14 protein-coding genes are annotated in these 17,328 nt (G+C 69.2%); 11 read left to right on the plus strand and 3 right to left on the minus strand.

The annotated features are described in order from the left end of the window. Positions 1-16: 16 nt before the first annotated feature. The 3 genes from KF689_13185 to glnA are packed head-to-tail and all read right to left on the minus strand — an operon-like array spanning position 17 to position 3,240. Positions 17-1,417 (minus strand): MATE family efflux transporter, encoded by a 1,401-nt coding sequence (locus tag KF689_13185; GenBank protein ID MBX3134329.1) that lies wholly within the window; start codon positions 1,415-1,417, stop codon positions 17-19. A 3-nt stretch (positions 1,418-1,420) separates the two neighbouring features. Continuing rightward, a complete protein-coding gene (locus KF689_13190) occupies positions 1,421-1,879 on the minus strand; it encodes an FKBP-type peptidyl-prolyl cis-trans isomerase (protein ID MBX3134330.1) in 459 nt (152 codons plus the stop codon). Further along, entirely contained in the window at positions 1,879-3,240 is a 1,362-nt protein-coding gene (gene glnA, locus KF689_13195; protein MBX3134331.1) for a type I glutamate--ammonia ligase, read from the minus strand. The genes KF689_13190 and glnA overlap by 1 nt, the downstream gene beginning before the upstream one ends. 67 nt (positions 3,241-3,307) lie before the next feature. Between glnA and KF689_13200 the strand changes: the two genes are divergently transcribed. The 11 genes from KF689_13200 (at position 3,308) to KF689_13250 (ending at position 17,319) form a co-directional block, all read left to right on the plus strand. Then, positions 3,308-4,003, plus strand: a complete 696-nt coding sequence (locus KF689_13200) for a zinc ribbon domain-containing protein (GenBank protein ID MBX3134332.1) — start codon at positions 3,308-3,310, stop codon at positions 4,001-4,003. 177 nt (positions 4,004-4,180) lie between these two features. Continuing rightward, positions 4,181-5,296: a response regulator gene (locus KF689_13205; GenBank protein MBX3134333.1), complete on the plus strand. Its 1,116-nt coding sequence runs from the start codon at positions 4,181-4,183 to the stop codon at positions 5,294-5,296. 52 nt (positions 5,297-5,348) lie between these two features. Next, positions 5,349-6,779 carry a TolC family protein gene (locus KF689_13210; GenBank protein MBX3134334.1) on the plus strand — a complete coding sequence of 477 codons (1,431 nt, stop codon included), beginning with the start codon at positions 5,349-5,351 and terminating at the stop codon, positions 6,777-6,779. Then, positions 6,779-7,924 carry an efflux RND transporter periplasmic adaptor subunit gene (locus KF689_13215; protein ID MBX3134335.1) on the plus strand — a complete coding sequence of 382 codons (1,146 nt, stop codon included), beginning with the start codon at positions 6,779-6,781 and terminating at the stop codon, positions 7,922-7,924. Before KF689_13210 ends, KF689_13215 begins: the two co-directional genes overlap by 1 nt. Then, positions 7,924-11,109 (plus strand): efflux RND transporter permease subunit, encoded by a 3,186-nt coding sequence (locus KF689_13220; protein ID MBX3134336.1) that lies wholly within the window; start codon positions 7,924-7,926, stop codon positions 11,107-11,109. The genes KF689_13215 and KF689_13220 overlap by 1 nt, the downstream gene beginning before the upstream one ends. A 68-nt stretch (positions 11,110-11,177) precedes the next feature. Beyond that, positions 11,178-11,918: a hypothetical protein gene (locus KF689_13225; GenBank protein MBX3134337.1), complete on the plus strand. Its 741-nt coding sequence runs from the start codon at positions 11,178-11,180 to the stop codon at positions 11,916-11,918. A gap of 63 nt (positions 11,919-11,981) precedes the next feature. Continuing rightward, on the plus strand, positions 11,982-12,530 hold the full coding sequence (locus KF689_13230) for a MerR family transcriptional regulator (GenBank protein MBX3134338.1): 549 nt from the start codon (positions 11,982-11,984) through the stop codon (positions 12,528-12,530). Between the two features lie 84 nt (positions 12,531-12,614). Then, positions 12,615-13,454 (plus strand): replication initiator protein A, encoded by an 840-nt coding sequence (locus KF689_13235; protein MBX3134339.1) that lies wholly within the window; start codon positions 12,615-12,617, stop codon positions 13,452-13,454. Between the two features lie 93 nt (positions 13,455-13,547). Further along, entirely contained in the window at positions 13,548-15,173 is a 1,626-nt protein-coding gene (locus KF689_13240) for a PDZ domain-containing protein (GenBank protein ID MBX3134340.1), read from the plus strand. A 25-nt stretch (positions 15,174-15,198) separates the two neighbouring features. Then, positions 15,199-16,257 carry a PD40 domain-containing protein gene (locus KF689_13245; protein MBX3134341.1) on the plus strand — a complete coding sequence of 353 codons (1,059 nt, stop codon included), beginning with the start codon at positions 15,199-15,201 and terminating at the stop codon, positions 16,255-16,257. A gap of 30 nt (positions 16,258-16,287) precedes the next feature. Next, entirely contained in the window at positions 16,288-17,319 is a 1,032-nt protein-coding gene (locus tag KF689_13250) for an SPFH/Band 7/PHB domain protein (GenBank protein ID MBX3134342.1), read from the plus strand. Positions 17,320-17,328 lie beyond the last annotated feature (9 nt).

The raw sequence follows: 17,328 nt of genomic DNA on the forward strand, positions 1-17,328 counted from the left end.
CCGCAGGCACCCCGGTTCAGCCCGCCGGCGTGATCGAGATCGATCGCCAGGCGCCACGGCGGAACCGCCAGACGCTCAGCGCACAACGCGTGATGTGTCCGCAGAGGATCGCCAGCCAGATATCGCTCGCCGAGAGCGGCCGCAGTCCCTGCAGCGTCGTGAGCAGCCCGAGCGGCACGATGATCTGCGAGACGATCGAGATGTACAGCGGGCCCTTGGTGTCCCCGGTGCCCTGCAGACCACCGGTCACCGTGAGCGCGACCGAGATGAACAGCCCCGACACCGCCAGCCAGCGCAGCAGTTCGCTGCCGAGCGCCAGCACCGAGGGATCGTTCATCCCGAAGAGCCCGAGCAGCACGTTGGGCATCGTGAGGAACAGCGTGCCCACGACCACGGCGATGCCGACGCCGTACCCGGCCGCCACGCGCACCGCGACGGCCGAGCGTTCCGGCTTGCCGGCGCCGAGGTTCTGGCCGGCCACCGCCGCCGCGGCTCCCATCAGCCCCACGGACGTCCACGTGATGAGCGAGAAGAGCTCGGTGTAGCCCACCGCGTAGGCGGCCTGTGCCTCGGCGCTCTGCGGCAGCGAGCCGATGAACCGCAGCAACAGCACGCCGGCGACGTTCATCGCGATGCCCTGCAGGCCCGCCGGCAGTCCGAAGCGGAACAGCTGGCGGATCGTGCCCCAGTCGATGCGCCGCTGCTCGCGCGGCGGGAACTGCACCACGAGGCGGCCCGTCATCAGCATCCAGAGCCCGATGGCGCTGACCGTCACGCCCGCGATCATCGTTCCGATCGCGGCGCCTGCCACGCCGAAGGCCGGGATCGGCCCGAGCCCGCGGATCAGGATGATGTTCAGGAGCACGTTCATCACCGTCATCGCGACGCCCAGCCGCATCGGCGTCTGTGCGTCGCCGGCCGCGCGCAGCGCGCCGCCGAGCAGGAAGAACGTCATCATCCCGATGTTGCCGACGAGCATAATGCGCAGGTACAGCAGCGCCTCGGCCTGCACCGCCGGCGCGGCGCGTACGAGGTCGAGCAGCCACGGCGTGGCGAACCAGCCGATCGGCGCCAGCACGAACAGCGCGAGCAACATCGTCGCCACGAAGGCCTGGTACACCGCGTGGTTCACCAGTTCGGACTTGTCGGCGCCCGCGTGCCGTGCCACGAGCACCCCCATCCCCGTGTACAGCGACATCACGAAAACGATGACGACGATGAAGATCTGCAGCGACACGCCCACGGCCGCGTTGCCGGCGTAGCCGACGTAGTGTCCCACCATCGCGTGGTCCACGATCCCCTGTAGCCCGCCGATGACGTTCTGCAGCACGGTCGGCCACGCCAGCTTCCAGACGGCGCTGCTGACCGGCCCCTCGACGATCGAGCGGTCGAACTTCTTCGGTGTCGGCGCGGCCAAGGGCTACTCGACCTTCACGAGCCGCACGATCATCACGAGCGTGGCGTTGGGGGGCACCTTGCCGCGGCCACGCGCGCCATAGGCCAGTTCCGGCGGCACGACCAGTTGGCGCACGCCGCCCGTGCGCATCCCGCGCAGGGCCAGTTCCATCGCGACGATGGACTGGCGCTCGCCGAGCTTGAACTGCAGCGGGCGCTCCGGTTCCGCACGGTCCACTTCGGTGCCGTCCGGCAACCGCACGACGTACGCGATGTGCACCGTGAGGCCGGGCTGTCCTTGGCGTCCGTCGCCGACGATGAAGTCGCGGAAGTAGAACCCGCGCTCGTGCTGCGTCATCTCGGCGAGATCGACCTCGGCTTCGACCGCGAACAGCTCCTGCGTGATCGGCTGCGGAGGCGGCGGCGGTGCCGCCGGTGCGCAGGCGGCCAAGGCGAGGGTCCCGAGCAGTACGGCACGGCGCATCAGTACTTGGCCAGGTAGCGGTCCAGCTCCCACGCCGAGACCTGGGAGATGTAATCGCGCCACTCCTCGCGCTTGGCCGCGAGGAAGTGCTGCGTCACGTGCGGCCCCAGCGCCTCGCAGATCTCGGCGTCCTTCTCGAGTTCGTCGCAGGCTTCGTTGAGGTCGCGCGGCAGATCGTCGATGCGCAGGCGGCGACGCTCGCGGTGGCTCATCTCCCAGATGTTCTCGTTCACCGGCTCGCGCGACGTCGCCTCGGTGGCGATGCCGTCGAGGCCGGCGGCCAGCATCACCGCCAGCGCGAGGTAGGGGTTGGCGGCCGGGTCAGGCGAGCGCAGCTCCACCCGCGTGCCCGTCTGGCGGCGCGCCGGCACACGGATCAGCGGCGAGCGGTTGTGCAACGACCAGGCCACGTTCACCGGCGCCTCGAAGCCCGGCACCAGGCGCTTGTACGAGTTCACCAGCGGGTTCGTGATCGCGCACATCCCGCGCGCGTGCTTGAGCAGGCCGCCGATGTAATGGTGCGCCACCGCGGAGAGCTCGAACTCACCCTTGCGGTCGTAGAAGGCGTTCTCGCCCTTCCGGAACAGGGACTGGTGCGTGTGCATCCCGCTGCCGTTCTGCCCGTACACCGGCTTCGGCATAAACGAGGCCACGAGCCCGAACTGCTGCGCCACGTGCTTCACGACAAAGCGGAACGTCGCGATGTTGTCGGCCGTCGTCAGCGCGTCGGCATAGCGGAAGTCGATCTCGTGCTGCCCGTGCGCGACCTCGTGGTGCGCCGCCTCGACCTCGAAGCCCATCTGTTCCAGCGTCGCCACGATCGCGCGCCGCGCATCTTCGCCGCGGTCCATCGGCGCGAGGTCGAAGTAGCCGCCCACGTCGTGCGTCAGCGTCGCCGCGCCTCCGTCCTGCGCCGGACGGAACAGGAAGAACTCCGCCTCCATCCCCGCGTTCATCACGTAGCCCTGCTCGGCGGCACGCGCCACCTGCCGCTTGAGCACGTGCCGCGGGTCGCCCGCGAACGGCGTACCGTCCGGCATCACCACGTCGCAGATCACCCGCGCCACGCGCTGCTGCGGATCGCCCCAGGGAAACACCCGGAACGTCCCGAAGTCGGGACGCAGCAGCATATCCGACTCCTCCACGCGCACGAAGCCTTCGATCGACGACCCGTCGAAGAGGATGTCGCCGGCCAAGGCCTTGGCGAACTGCGACGCCGGCACCTCCACGTTCTTGTTGATGCCGAGGATGTCGGTGAACTGCAGGCGTAAGAACCGCACACCCTGCGACTCGGCGAGGGCGAGGATGTCCGTGGCGGTCGCGCCGGAAAGGTCGCCGGGCGCGGCGGGGGGCTTGGGCATCCGTGGAATATCGGCCGTTGCCGAGGGCCACGCCATTGGCGCGACGCACCGCGATTAGCTTTTCGTAATGGCCAAACACTGCGCGCAATGCGGCGCCCCGCTCGGCGACCGGGGCGCCTTCTGTCATCGCTGCGGGGCGCCGCGCCAGGGCGCTCCGGCTCGCCAGGCCACCGGCGGTGCCGACGCCACGCCCGTGCTCCCCTGGGTCATCGCCGGCATCGCCGTGCTCGCCTTCGTGGCCTTCGTGGCCGGCCAACGCTTCGGCGGGCGACCCGCGGCGCCCGCGGCGCAAGGGCCCGCGCCCAGTGGCGCGCGGGCGGTGGACCTCGCGTCAATGTCGCCACAAGAGCGCGCCGATCGCCTCTTCCAGCGCGTGATGACCTACGTCAGCGAAGGCAAGAGCGACTCCGTGCAGTTCTTCGCGCCGATGGCCATCGCCAGCTTCGAAGCCCTCGCGCCACTCGATGCGCACCAGCGCTACGACCTCGGACTCATCGGCCTCGTCAGCGGCGATGCCGTGATGGCGCGCGCACAAGCGGACACGATACTCAGCGGCCAGCCGACGCACCTGCTCGGGTTAATCCTCGGGATGCGCGCCGCCGGCCTTCAAGGAGACCAAGCGGCTCGCGCGCAGTTCGCTTCGCTGCTGTCGCGCTCGATCGTGAGCGAGCGGGCAAAGAGCCTGCCCGAGTATGTGGACCACGGACCGGACATAGACGCTGCTGTGCGCGAGGCCGATGTGAAAATTTCAAGTACACCATAAGACCAGTTATGAGACAGCATAAGGCCTTTGTTTCCGCCAATAGCGGCCAAGCTCTACTTTCAGATTTTTCCGACCTGTCCGTCTAACGCACGCCGTATTAAACGATTGGCGATACTGTGGTGGCAATCCTTCGTTCGCTGTCGCACATTCTCCCGACATTGACCTCGCACTGATTGAATGACTGCCCCTCGCTCCCCCGCTCCGGGTCGACTCACCTCGGCCATCCGCGCGGTCGCCGAACCGCCGGCCCGCCACGTCCTCGTCGTTGACGACGAGGAAGTCATTCGCACCTCGCTCGCGCGCTTCCTCCGCGCGCGCGGCTTCGATGTGACGACCGCCGAGTCCGGACGCGCCGCAGTCGCTGCGCTGCAGCAGGAGAAGTTCCTCGCGATGCTCTCCGACATCCGGATGCCAGGGATGACGGGCCTCGAGCTCGTGCCCGAGGCGCATCGGATCGACCCGGACCTCGCGATCATTATGCTGACCGCGGTCAACGACGCCCCGACGGCCACCGAGGCCCTCGGGATGGGCGCGATGGACTACCTGATGAAGCCGGTCGAGCTCGGCGACTTGGCCACCGCCCTGGAGCGCGCGCTCCATAAGCGCGCGCTGTCCATCGAGCAGCGCAAGGTTGAGCGGCTGATCCGCGAGGAAGTCGCGGCCCAGACCGAGGAACTGCGCCTCGAGCGTGAGCGACTGCATTCGGTGGTCGTCGAGACCGTGCAGGCCCTGGTCCGCGCCCAGGAAGCCAAGGACCACTTTATGGGCGGCCACTCGGACCGCGTGGCCGACCTCGCCGGCTCCATCGCCTCGGCGCTCGGCCTCGCGGATGATGAAGTCGACGCCATCCGCATCGCCGCCCGAGTGATGGACGTCGGCAAGATCGGCATCCGCGAGTCGGTGCTGAACAAGCCGGGCGCGCTCACCGCCGAGGAGTTCGAGCACGTCCAGAGCCACGTGAACATCGGGGTCGAGATCCTCTCGGCAATCACGCCCCTGCACCGCGCGCTGGACCCGGTGCGGCACCATCACGAGCACTTCGACGGCACCGGGTATCCGGCCGGCCTCGCCGGGGACGAGATCTCCATCGGCGGGCGCATCCTCTCGGCCGCCGACACCTACGATGCGCTCACCTCACGCCGGGCCTGGCGCGATCCGATGACGCCGCCGGAGGCCGTCTCCTTCCTGGAGGAGCGCAGCGGCACGCTGCTCGACCCCCAAGTGTTCGCCGCACTCCGCGGCATCGTCACGCGCCGCAAGACGCTGCAGTTCCTGGATCCCGAAGAGTCCTAGGCGTCCATCGCGCGGCGTGAACGGGACGCCGCGCCCACGCGTACATCTGTAGATGCGCCTGACCCTGTTTGGCGGAGCCCTTTGTGCCGCCGCCGCCATTGCCGTCTCGTCCCCTGTCGCCCTGCGCGCCCAGGCCGCCGACTCCCTTCGCCTCAGCCTCGAAGACGCCGTCGCGCGCGTGCTGCGCAGTTCCGACGAAGCGCGCATCGCCGATGCCCTCGTCGAGCTCGCCGACGCGCAGGTCACGGCGGCACGCGCCGCCGGCCTCCCGCAGCTGCGGCTCAACAGTAACTACCAACAAGTCCTGAAGAACGCCCGCGCCCAGATCGTCGGCGCGATCTTCAACCAGAACTACGTCTACAACTCCAACCTCAACGTCCAGCAGGCGGTCTTCCAAGGCGGACGCGTCTTCGCCGCGTCGCAGGCCGCGTCGCGCGCGGAGCAGGCGGCGACGCTCTCCCGCGAGGAAACCCGTGCGCTGCTCGCCGTCGACATCCAGCGCGTGTACCTCAACGCCGTCTTCACCGCGCGGATCGCCGAGATCCAGGCCAGCAACCTCGCCCTCGCTGACGAGCGCGTGACGCAGGCCGAGCAGCTCGAACGCGCCGGTCGCGCCTCGCGCTACGAACTGCTGCGCGCGCGTGTCGAACGGGCCAACCTTGAGCCGTTGCTGCGTCAAGCCGAGAGCGACCGTGCGCTCGCCGAGCTCGAGCTACGTCGGCTGCTGGACCTGCCGCCCACGCAGCCGCTGGCCCTGGTCACCGCCCTCGACGCCGCCCGCGTGCGCACGCTGGCCGAGTCGCAGGCGAGCGACCGTGCACCCGGCGTGCGCCCCGGCGTCCGTGCCGCCGAACTCACCGCCTCGGCCCGCAGCGCCGGCATCCGCGTGGCACGCGCCGACCTGCTCCCCACCTTCAACGCCGGCTTCACGTTCGGTTACCTCGCGCTCCCGACCGACCCCAGCTTCCCCACCCTCGGTGGCGATCGCGGCAACCAGTACTGCCCCCCCGGCGCACCACCGACGCAGCAGTGCCAGAACAACGGCTGGTTCCCGGACCGCAACTTCTCCGTCCAGATGAGCTGGCCCCTATTTGATGGCCTCCGCGCCAAGGGCCAGATCGACCTCGCGCAGGCACAGGCACGCATCGCCGACCTGCAGGCGCGGCAGGCACGCGAGCAGGCCGCGATCGACGTCGAGCGCGCCCGCGCCGAGCTCGTCCGCGCGCAGGCCGTGGCTTCGGCGCGCGAGTCGGTGGTGCGCGAGGCCGAGGAAGCCTTCGAGCTCGCCTCACTGCGCCTCGCGCGCGGCGTCGGGACACAGCTCGAGGTCTCTGATGCCCAGTTGGCCCTTCTCACCGCGCGCTCGACCGATGCGCGCGCGGTCTTCGATCTCTATCTCGCGGTCGCCGAGCTCGCGCGCGTGCGCGCCGAACCCATCCCACTCCCCGATGGGAGCACCGTGACCATCCGCCGGACTCGCTGATGCGCCGCCTCGCCCTCGCCCTGCCGCTCGCCGCCGCGCTGCTCGCTGGCTGCGACAAGTCTGACGCCGCACCGGCCACCGGCGGCCCGCCCGCCGCAGCATCCTCCGCCGCGCGCGGTGCCGGCTCGGTCGTGCTCAGCGGCGCCGACCTCTACACGGTCGTCGCCGGACGCATCGAAGAAGGCGTCGCCATCAGCGGCGGCCTGCGCCCCATCGAGACGCTCGTCATCCGGGCGCGTCTGGAGGGCGACGTCGTCGAGGTCCTGGTGCGCGAAGGCGACGTCGTGGCCGCCGGGACGCTGCTCGCGCGCTTCGAAAGCACCGAACAGGAAGCCGCGCTGCGTTCGGCCGAGGCCGACAAGGTCGCCGCCGAGATGGACGCGCGCACCGCGACGTGGAACTTCGAGCAGTCGCGTGAGCTGTTCCAGGCCGGCGCGATCCCCGAGCGCGACTTCCGCGCCGCCGAGCAGCTTGCCGTCAGCGCCGCCGCCCGCCTCGCCGCCTCCGAGGCGCGGCTGCGCGCGTCGGCGCTCGTCGAGCGCGACACGCGCATCGTCGCCCCTGTCGCCGGCACCATCGAGCGCCGCGGCATCGAACGCGGCGTGCGCGCCCTGCGCGGCGCCGAACTCTTCACGCTCGTACGCACCGACATCCTCGAACTCACGGCTGCCGTGCCCGCACGCCTCGCCGCCGGCGTGAAGCCCGGACTCGCGGTGCGCTTCACCGCCGACGGCCGCGCCATCGAAGGCCGCGTGGCGCGCGTCAGCCCCACCATCGACCCGGCCTCGCAGTCGGTCACCGTCTACGTGCAGGTGCCCAACGCAGGCGCAGGCCTCAAAGGCAACAGTTTCGCGACGGGCCAAATCGTCGAGCGCGCCCTCGACGACCAGCTGCTGATCCCGCAGCAGGCTGTGCGGACGGCCGCCGGTGGCAGCGAGCCCTTCGTGTGGCGCCTGCAAGGCGGTGTGCTCGAGCGCGCCAACGTGCGGCTCGGCATCGTCGACGAAGCCCGCGGCATCGTCCAAGTGCTCGACGGCATCGCCGTCGGCGACCAGGTTGTCACCGGCAACGTCGGGATGCTCGGTGTGGGGATGCAGGTGCAGCTCATCGGGGGTGAACCTTCCCCGGCTTCCGGAGGCCGCTGATGTTCCTCTCCGACATCTCCATCAAGCGACCCGTCTTCGCGACGATGATGATGGTCGCGTTGGTCGTCGTCGGCGCGGTGGGCTTCGTGCGTCTGTCCGTGGATGAGTATCCGGACGTGACCTACCCCGTGATCGTCGCGCAGACGCTGTACCCGGGCGCCTCGCCCGAAGTCGTCGAGCGCGAGGTCTCCAAGCCGCTCGAGGAGGCGCTCAACACCACCGAGGGCCTCAAGGAGATCACCTCCACCAGCACCGAGGGCGCTTCGCTCGTCCGCCTGCAGTTCAACCTCGGCGTCGACGTGCAACAGATGCAGCCCGAGGTGCAGGGGAAGATCGGTCGCATCCGCCGCCAGCTCCCGCGCGACATCGAGGAACCCATCGTCATCCGGTTCGATCCCAACGATCGGCCGATTATGAGCGTGGCGCTGCAGAGCGACGCCCGGCCGATGCGCGAGATCACCGACCTCGGTCGCGAGGTCATCAAACCGCGCATCGAGGCCATCCCCGGCGTCGGCGGCGTGACCTTGGTGGGCGGCGCCACGCGCGAGATCCGCGTCGAGCTCGACCCGGCCGCCCTGCGCGCCTACGGACTCTCGCCAATCAGCGTCGTCGGGGCGCTCGAGCGCGAAAACCAAGAGGTGCCGGCCGGCCGCGTGCAGCGCGGCGATTCCGAACGCCTCGTGCGCATCACCGGGCGCATCCTCGACCCGATGGCCTTCCGCGACGTCACCGTCGCCGTGCGCAACGGCGCGCCGGTGCGCGTACGCGACGTCGCCACCGTCCGCGACGGCGTCGCCGAGGCCCGCAGCGCGTCGTTTATGGGCAGCGACCCCGCGCTCTCGCTCGACGTGCTCAAGATCTCCGGCGCCAACACCGTCGACGTCGCCGACCAGGTCCGGGTCGTCGTCGAGGAACTCACGCGCCAGCTCCCGGACGACATCCGCCTCACCATTATCCGCGACGACTCCGCCAAGATCCGCGAGGCCCTCTGGGACGTCGAGCTCACGCTCGTGCTCGGCGCCATCCTCACGATCGTCATCATCTACTTCTTCCTCGCGTCCTGGCGCTCGACGGTCATCACCGGGCTCACGCTGCCGGTGGCCATCATCTCCAGCTTCTTCGCGATGTGGGCGTTCGGCTTCACGCTCAACACGATGACGCTGCTGGCGCTGTCGCTGTCGATCGGCCTGCTCATCGACGACGCCATCGTCGTGCGCGAGAACATCGTCCGCCACGTGGCGATGGGGAAGGACCACTACACCGCCGCCCGCGAAGGCACCAGCGAGATCGGCCTCGCCGTCTTCGCCACCACGCTGGCTGTCATCGCCGTGTTCATCCCGGTGGCGTTTATGGGCGGGATGATCGGCAAGATCTTCTTCCAGTTCGGCGTCACCGTGGCCTTCGCCGTCAGCGTCTCGCTCTTCGTGAGCTTCACGCTGGACCCGATGCTCTCATCCATCTGGCACGACCCCGAGGCCGAGCACCACAACGCCGAGGCCCGCGCCAAGAGCGGCCCCATTCGCCGCGTGGCCTTGGCCTTTGACGGTTGGTTCGAGCGAATGGCGGAGCGTTATCCCCCGCTGCTGCACCGCGCCCTGGGCCACCGCTGGCTCGTCCTCGGCGGCGGCGGCGTATCCGTCGTCCTCGCCCTCTTCATCGCCGCGAAGCTCGGCTTCACGTGGATGCCGGACTACGACGCCGGCGAGTTCAACATCTCCTACCGCGTGCCCCCCGGCGCGCGCGTCGAGTACACCGTCGGCAAGGGGATGGCGCTCGACTCCATCGTCCGGGACGTGCCGGAGGTGGAGTTCACGTATCTCACCGTCGGCTCCGGATTCCGCGGTACCGTCACCACTGGCCAGCTGTTCGTGAAGCTCAAGCCGAGCCACGACCGCAAGCGCTCGATGGCCGACGTGCAGAACGCCATCCGCCCGCAGCTGCGCAATGTCTCCGGCACGCGCGCCAGCATCGACGGCACGCGCTCCATCTTCGGCGGCTTCCGGCAGCCGATCATCGTGAACGTGCAGGGACCGGAGCCGAACCGCCTCAAGCTCATCGCCGCGCAGGTCAACGAGATTATGCGCGACGTGCCGGGGATGGCCGAGCCCTTCTCCAGCGATGAAGGCGACATCCCGCAGCTCGATGTGCGCGTCGACCGTCAGCAGGCCTGGGCCGCTGGCCTCGGCATCGGTGCGATCGCCGGCACGCTGCAACCGCTCTTCACCGGCACGCGCGCCACGCGCTGGCAGGACGAGCAGGGCTACTCGCACGACGTGCGCGTCGTGTATCCCGACTCGCTCCGCGCCTCGGCCGAGGACGTCGCCAACATCCCCGTCGCGGCCGCCGCCGTGGATGCCCGCGGACTTCCGGTCGCCATCCCCCTCGCCCAGGTCGCGGACGTCCGCGCCGGCGTCGGCCCGCAGCAGATCGAGCGCCGCCAGCTGGAGCGCCAGATCTCCATCTCCGCCGGCGTGCTTCCGGGCGCTGCGGTCGGCGACGTCGCCGCCGCCACCCAGGCCGCGCTCGACTCGCTCGTGCTGCCCGCCGGCTACCGCACCGTGTTCACCGGCGATGTGCAGAATCTCAACGAGACCAAGGGCTTCGTGCTCGAGGCCATCCTACTCGCCATCGTCTTCATCTATTTGATCTTGGCCTCGTTGTTCGGATCCTTCCTGCAGCCGCTGGCCATTATGTTCTCGCTGCCACTCTCGCTGCTGGGCGTGTCGCTGGCGCTGTGGTGGACGAAAGGCACCATCAACGTGATGTCGATGATCGGCATCATTATGCTGATGGGCCTGGTGACGAAGAACGGCATCCTGCTCATCGACTTCGTCAACCAAGCCCGCGGTGAGGGCAAGGACCGGCTCACCGCCATCCTCGAGGCCGGCCGCATCCGGCTGCGGCCCATCATTATGACGACCGCCGCGATGATCTTCGGGATGCTCCCGCTCGCCCTGGCCATTGGCGAGGGCGCCGAGCAGCGCGCCCCGATGGCCCGCGCCGTCATCGGCGGGCTCATTACGTCTACGATCCTGACGCTCTTCGTCGTGCCCGTGGTGTACACCATCTTGGACGACCTCTCCAGCGGCTGGGCGCGTCGGCGGCAGGCCCGTGCCACCTCCGAAGCCCGCCCCGCGCCGGAGGCGCCGGCGCTGGCCCACGGTGAAGCGGGGAACCCCGCTTGACGGCGAGGGGTTGCCCAGTGTATTCAGCGGTCATCGTGCAGGGCCAATTTTCGATCTAGGAGGCGATTATGCCTGGCAGGGAACTCATCGATAGCCTGTTCAACGACGGCGACGACGACGACGACTCGGGCTTCGGCGGCGGTGGCGGCCGCGCCTCGTACGACGACGACGAGGACGAGGACGGCGGTTGGGCCGTCAACAAGGACAACTCCGACTCGCTCTGGGATTCCGCCGAGGACTCCGACGAGGACGAAGAGGAGGGGGGCATCGCGCCCCTCGCCGCTGAAGAAGAGGAAGAAGACGGCGATCTCTTCGGGGACTCGCTCGCACCGCGCCGCCGCGGGCGCAAGCCGGCGCCCAAGCCCATCGTCCGCTCCATCTTCGAGACCACCGGGGAGATGCCGATTCCCGATATCGCCGCTGCCGCTGCGCCCGTGGTGAAGGCGGCCAAGGACGTGCAGGCGAAGACAACGAATGCCGTGAAGGACGTCGCCGCCAAGGCCAAGGTCGAGGTCGCCAAGGGCAGCAAGGCCGCCGCGAAGCAGGTGAAGGTCGTGGAGAAGAAGGCCAAGACCGTGCAGAAGAAGGCCACGGGCGCTGCCAAGTCGCTCAAGAAGAAGGCCGTCGCCGCCAAGAAGTCCGCGACCAAGGCTGCCAAGGGCGCCGCGAAGAAGGCGGGGGCCAAGGCGAAGGCCATCCAGAAGGCCGGCAAGAAGGTGATGAAGAAGGCCGCGGCCAAGGCCAAGGCGGTCAGGAAGGCAGTGAAGAAGGCGGCGAACAAGGCGAAGAAGGCCGCCAGCAAGAAGTAGTCACTGCATTCGGCGACGGGCGAACTATCCGCGCCGGACATTCCGCGTTAGTCTTTGCGGACGATGTCGGACTCGCCCGTCGCCTTGCTCCGCGCCCACGCGCGGCACGCCCCGTGGAATGCGCGGGGCCTCGCGTCTCACGCCACCGCCCTTGTGGACGCGGCCGGGATGCGCCCCACCAACACCTCGGCCCGCGCCACGCCCAGCGCACGCGCGATCCGCTTCTACGTGGCCAACGGGTTGCTCGACCATCCCGAAGGCAAAGGCACCGCCGCCACGTATCACTACAAGCATTTGCTGCAGCTGCTGGCGATCAAGATCCGCCAGCGCGAAGGCCAGCGGCTCGAAGTCATCAAGGACGAGCTGGCCGGTATGCAAGGCGACCAGCTCGAGAAGCGCGTGGCCGCCGCACTCGCGCCCGCACTCGGCAACGGCTTCGCGCCGGCAACGCCGAGCGCCGAGGAGACGGGCCCCGCGACCTGGCGACGCATCGTCGTCGGCGACGGCATCGAGCTGCACGTCCGCGACGACTCGCCGGCCGCGCGCGAGTCCGCGCTGATGGCGCTGCGCGAGGCGGTGCGGGCCGCGGTCGGCCGCGAGGATCTGCGATAGCGCGTCCCTCGCACGCAAGGCACAGGCGGCAGTCCCGCGCCTCGCCACTTGCCCGCATTCACGAGTATCACGACATTTGCGGTGATGGCTCCCGCCCCTCGACGCCGGCCTCCGTCGCGCACGGTGTTGCTGGATCGCGCGATCGAGGCGTTGCCGCTCTTCAGGCTCTCCGATAGCTCGGAAGACGCCATCGTCGCCTGCACCACCGACGACGGCGGGCGCTGGCGAGTCCTCCCGACCCCCGGCGAACGTCTCCCCGGCACCTTCGACCAAGACGTCTACGTCGAGGTGATGCGGCGCTATCACGAAGCCGAGCTACCAGCCGACGGCACGCTCGGCTTTACGCTCCACGCCTTCCTCCGCTCGATGGGTCGACGCGTCGACGGACGCACCTACGAACAGCTGCGCGGTGCGCTCGGGCGCCTCGAGCGCACCGTGCTTGAGAGCGAGGGCGCCTGGCTGGACGCCGCCACCGGCGCGCGCGCCCACAACCGATTCACGCTCCTCTCCACGGTCGCCATCGATCGGCGCCGCTTCACCGACCGCGACCAGCTCGCCCTCTTTCCCGCGCTCGCCAGCAACGAGCCCGGCGACGCGCGGGTCACCATCGCCGCTCCGTTGCGCAGCAACATCGCGGCCGGGCATTGCATCAGCCTCAACGCCCAGAAGTACACCGCCCTCTCGTCGCCCGTCGCCCGCCGGCTGTATCGCCTGCTCGAAGCCGAGCGCGCCCGCAGCGGGGGCGCCCCCTGGCGCCCCACCCTTGAGCGCTTGGCCGAGCTGCTCCCACTCACCCAGCGCTACCCATCCCATCTCCAGCGCGTCGTCCAGCCGGCGCACGAGATGTTACTCGCCGCCGGCATCGTCCGCGGCGCCCGCTTCGACCAGGACGGACGTGCCTGGTTCGTCGAGTACAAGTGGTGACCCGAGGCACTGTCACCATCTCCTGACGGAACCACTGCTGGCCCCTGCGGTATTGCCTGAGTACGTTCCGAGGTCACTCAGCTCAGGGTCCCAATGTCCCGTCGCCGCGTCATCACGTTCGTTGCCATTCTCGCCATCCCGCTCGCGGCTGGCGCCTTCGTCGTGCAGGAGCGCGCCACCACGGCCAGCGCCACGCTGTTCGACCAAGTCCTCTCGCTCGTCGGCGATCGCTTCGTAGACTCCATCGGCACGCGCGAACTCTACGAGCGCGCCGCCCGCGGCCTCGTCGAGGAACTGCAGGATCCCTACAGCGAGCTCTACACGCCCGCGCAGCTCGAGGCGTTCAACACCTCGACTGGCGGCTTCTACGGCGGCGTCGGGATGCTCATCGAAGACCAGGACGGCGTCATCATCATCAGCCGCGTCTATCCCAACACGCCCGCTGAGGATGCCGGCATCCGCGAAGGCGACCGCATCATCGGCGTGGACACCAACTCCACGCGCGGCTGGCGGCTCGACCAGGTCTCCGGCGCCCTGCGCGGCCAGCCGGGGTCGAAGGTCAAGGCGCGCTTCCAGCGGCCCGGTGTCGCGCAGCCCTTCGAAGTCGAATTCACGCGCCGTACCATCCGCATTCCGGCGATCCCCTTCGAGCTGATGCTGCAGGACGACATCGGCTACATCCCGGTGCAGCAGTTCAACGAGACCACCACCCGCGAGTTCGCCCAGCACTATCGTCGCCTGATGGACCAGGGCGCGAAGGGGCTCGTCGTCGACCTGCGCGGCAACGCCGGCGGCTTCCTCGACCAAGCGCTGGAGATGGTGAACTTCTTCCTGCCGCGCGGGCGCGAGCTCGCCAGCGTCCGCGGCCGCGGCGGGCAGATCGAACGCTACCGCGCCGAGGCCACGCCGCTGGCGCCGAGCATCCCCGTCGTCGTGCTCACCGATGGCTTCTCGGCGTCGGCGTCGGAGATCGTCGCCGGCGCGCTCCAGGACCACGACCGCGCCCTCGTCGTCGGCACCACCACCTTCGGCAAGGGCCTCGTCCAGTCGGTGTTCCGCCTCGAGGGCGGCTACGCCATCAAGCTGACGACCGGCAAGTGGTACACCCCGAGCGGGCGCACCATCCAGAAGGACCGCGTGCTCGACGGCAACGGCCGCCTCGTCGAGGCGCGTCCCGACTCGATGGAATCCGATTCGGCACGCGCCGCACGGCCGGTGTATCGCTCCACCGGCGGACGCCCGATCTACGGCGGAGGCGGCATCACGCCGGATGTGATCGTCCCCTACGACACGATGACCGCGCCTGAGCTGCGCCTCGCACGCACGCTCGTCCCGCGCCAGCAGGACCTGTATCTCGCGCTCACCGAGTACGCCTCCGGCCTCAAGGATCAGGTGCGGCCGGACTTCCAGGTCACGCAGACGATGCGCGACGGGTTCCGCACGCGCCTCGAGGCCAGGGGCGTCACGGTCGACCGCAGCGAGTGGGATGCGGGCCGTGCCTACGTGGATCGCCTCTTGGTGAACCGCATTGCCCGACTCGCCTTCGGCGACTCCACGGCCAAGCGCCGGGAGATTCCCGAGGACGTGCAGTTGCAGCGCGCGATGGACCTCCTCCGTCGCGCCCGTACCACGCAGGAACTCCTCGCCCTCGCGCCGGCCGTGCCGGCGCCGGCGACGCCTGCGCCCACGGCGGCCGCTCAGGTGCGCCGCCCCGAGTAGTCCCCCCGCACTCTCTCCACGACTGATGTCCAAGCAGCTCTTGATCGCCGTCGCGCTTCTCGGCGCGACGGCTTGCGGCGAACGCTCCCCCATCGTCCAGCGCAACGCCGAAGCCAAGGAGACCCGTCTCTCCAACCTCCGCCAGCTCACCTTCGGCGGCGAGAACGCCGAGGCGTACTGGAGCCCGGACGGCGAGTGGATCACGTTCCAGTCGACGCGCGACGGACGTACCTGCGACCAGCAGTTCGTCGTGCGCGCCGACGGCACGGGGTTGCGCCAAGTCTCCGACGGCCGCGGCAAGACCACCTGCGGATGGTTCTTCCCCGGCGGCGAGCGTCTGTTTTTCGCGTCCACCAGCGCCCACGACGAGGCCTGCCCCGTGCGGCCGGACCCGTCCCAGGGCTATGTCTGGCCGCTGGACCGCTACGACATCTACACGGTCAACCGCGACGGCTCCGACCTGCGCCGACTGACCAACTATGACATCTACACGGCCGAGGGCATCCTGTCGCCCGACGGCTCGAAGATCGTCTTCACGTCGCTGAAGGACGGCGATCTTGACATCTACACGATGAACGCCGACGGCACGGATGTGCGGCGCCTCACCACCACGCCGGGCTACGACGGCGGCCCCTGGTGGTCCCCCGACGGCACGAAGATTGTGTACCGCGCCCACCACCCCAAGGACAGCACCGAGCTGCGCGAGTATCAGGACCTGCTCCGCCAGGGCCTCATCCGCCCCAGCAAGGTCGAGCTCTGGGTGATGGACGCCGACGGTGGCAACCAGCGCCAGATCACAGCGCTCGGCGGCGCCAACTTCGGCCCCTCGTGGAGCCCCGACGGAACGAAGATTATCTTCTCGTCCAACTTCTTCGCCCCGCGCAGCGGCAACTTCGAGCTCTTCCTCGTCAGCGCCGACGCCTCGATGGCCGGCCCGGACCAGCTCGAGCAGGTCACCTTCAACGACTCCTTCGACGGCTTCCCGATTTTCCACCCCAAGGGTCACCAGCTGCTGTGGGCCAGCAACCGGCACGGCAGCACCCAAGGCGAGACCAACCTCTTCGTCGCCGATTTCCGGTGGTAGATTAGGGGCGTCTCTCCCCGGAGGAGCCCTGTGGAGTTCTTCGTTGGCGCGGTGGTCCTGGTCGTCGGCGTCGCGGTCGTCAAAGGCATCCGCATCATCGGCCAAGCCGAGGTGATGGTCGTTGAGCGCCTCGGCCGCTTCAATCGCGTCGCGCGCTCCGGCCTCAACATCCTGATTCCGTTCGTCGAACGGCCGAAGACGATTGACGTCCGGTACTTCGAGAGCGACGTCACCGGACTCAAGAAGATCATCGCCAGCACCGTCTCGCGCATCGATTTGCGCGAGCAGGTGCTGAACTTCCCGTCGCAACCGGTCATCACGAAGGACAACGTGACGATCGACATCGACGCTGTGCTGTACTACCGCGTCGCCGATCCACAGAAGGCCACCTACGCGGTGCAGAACCTGCCCTTCGCGCTCGAGACTCTCACGCGCACGACGCTGCGCAACATCGTCGGCGAGATCGAACTCGACCAGACGCTGGCCTCGCGCGATATGATCAACAAGAAGATGCGCGAGGTCATCGAGGAAGCTTCGATCGGCTGGGGCGTCGACGTCACCCGCGTCGAGCTCCAGAGCATCGAGCCGCCGCGCGACATCCAGCAGTCGATGGAGCTGCAGATGCGCGCCGAGCGCGAGCGCCGCGCCGCCGTCACCAACGCCGAGGCCAGCAAGCGCGCCGCCGTGCTCGAGGCCGAGGGCCATCGCGAGTCGCAGATCCGCAAGGCGGAGGGCGAGAAGGAAGCCGCCATCCTCCGTGCGCAGGGCCTCGCCGAGGCCCGCCTCGCGATGGCGGACGCCGAGGCCGAGGCCGTGCGCCGCATCGCCGCCGCCCTGCCGCCCGGCGAGGCCGCGACCTACCTGCTCGGCCTCAAGTATCTCGAGGCGCTGCCGGCGCTCGCGCAGGGCAAGGGCACCACGGTGTTCCTGCCGAGCGAAGCCACCGGCGTACTCGGCGCGATCGGCGGCATCAAGGAACTCCTCAAGGCGGGCGGGCACAGCAGCGAACCGCAGTCCGGCAAGGCCAGCGGTGCTCTCGGCAGCGGACCCTTCGTCCCGTAATCACTCCAC

It is taken from the genome of Gemmatimonadaceae bacterium, assembly GCA_019637355.1.
Lineage (GTDB): Bacteria > Gemmatimonadota > Gemmatimonadetes > Gemmatimonadales > Gemmatimonadaceae > Pseudogemmatithrix.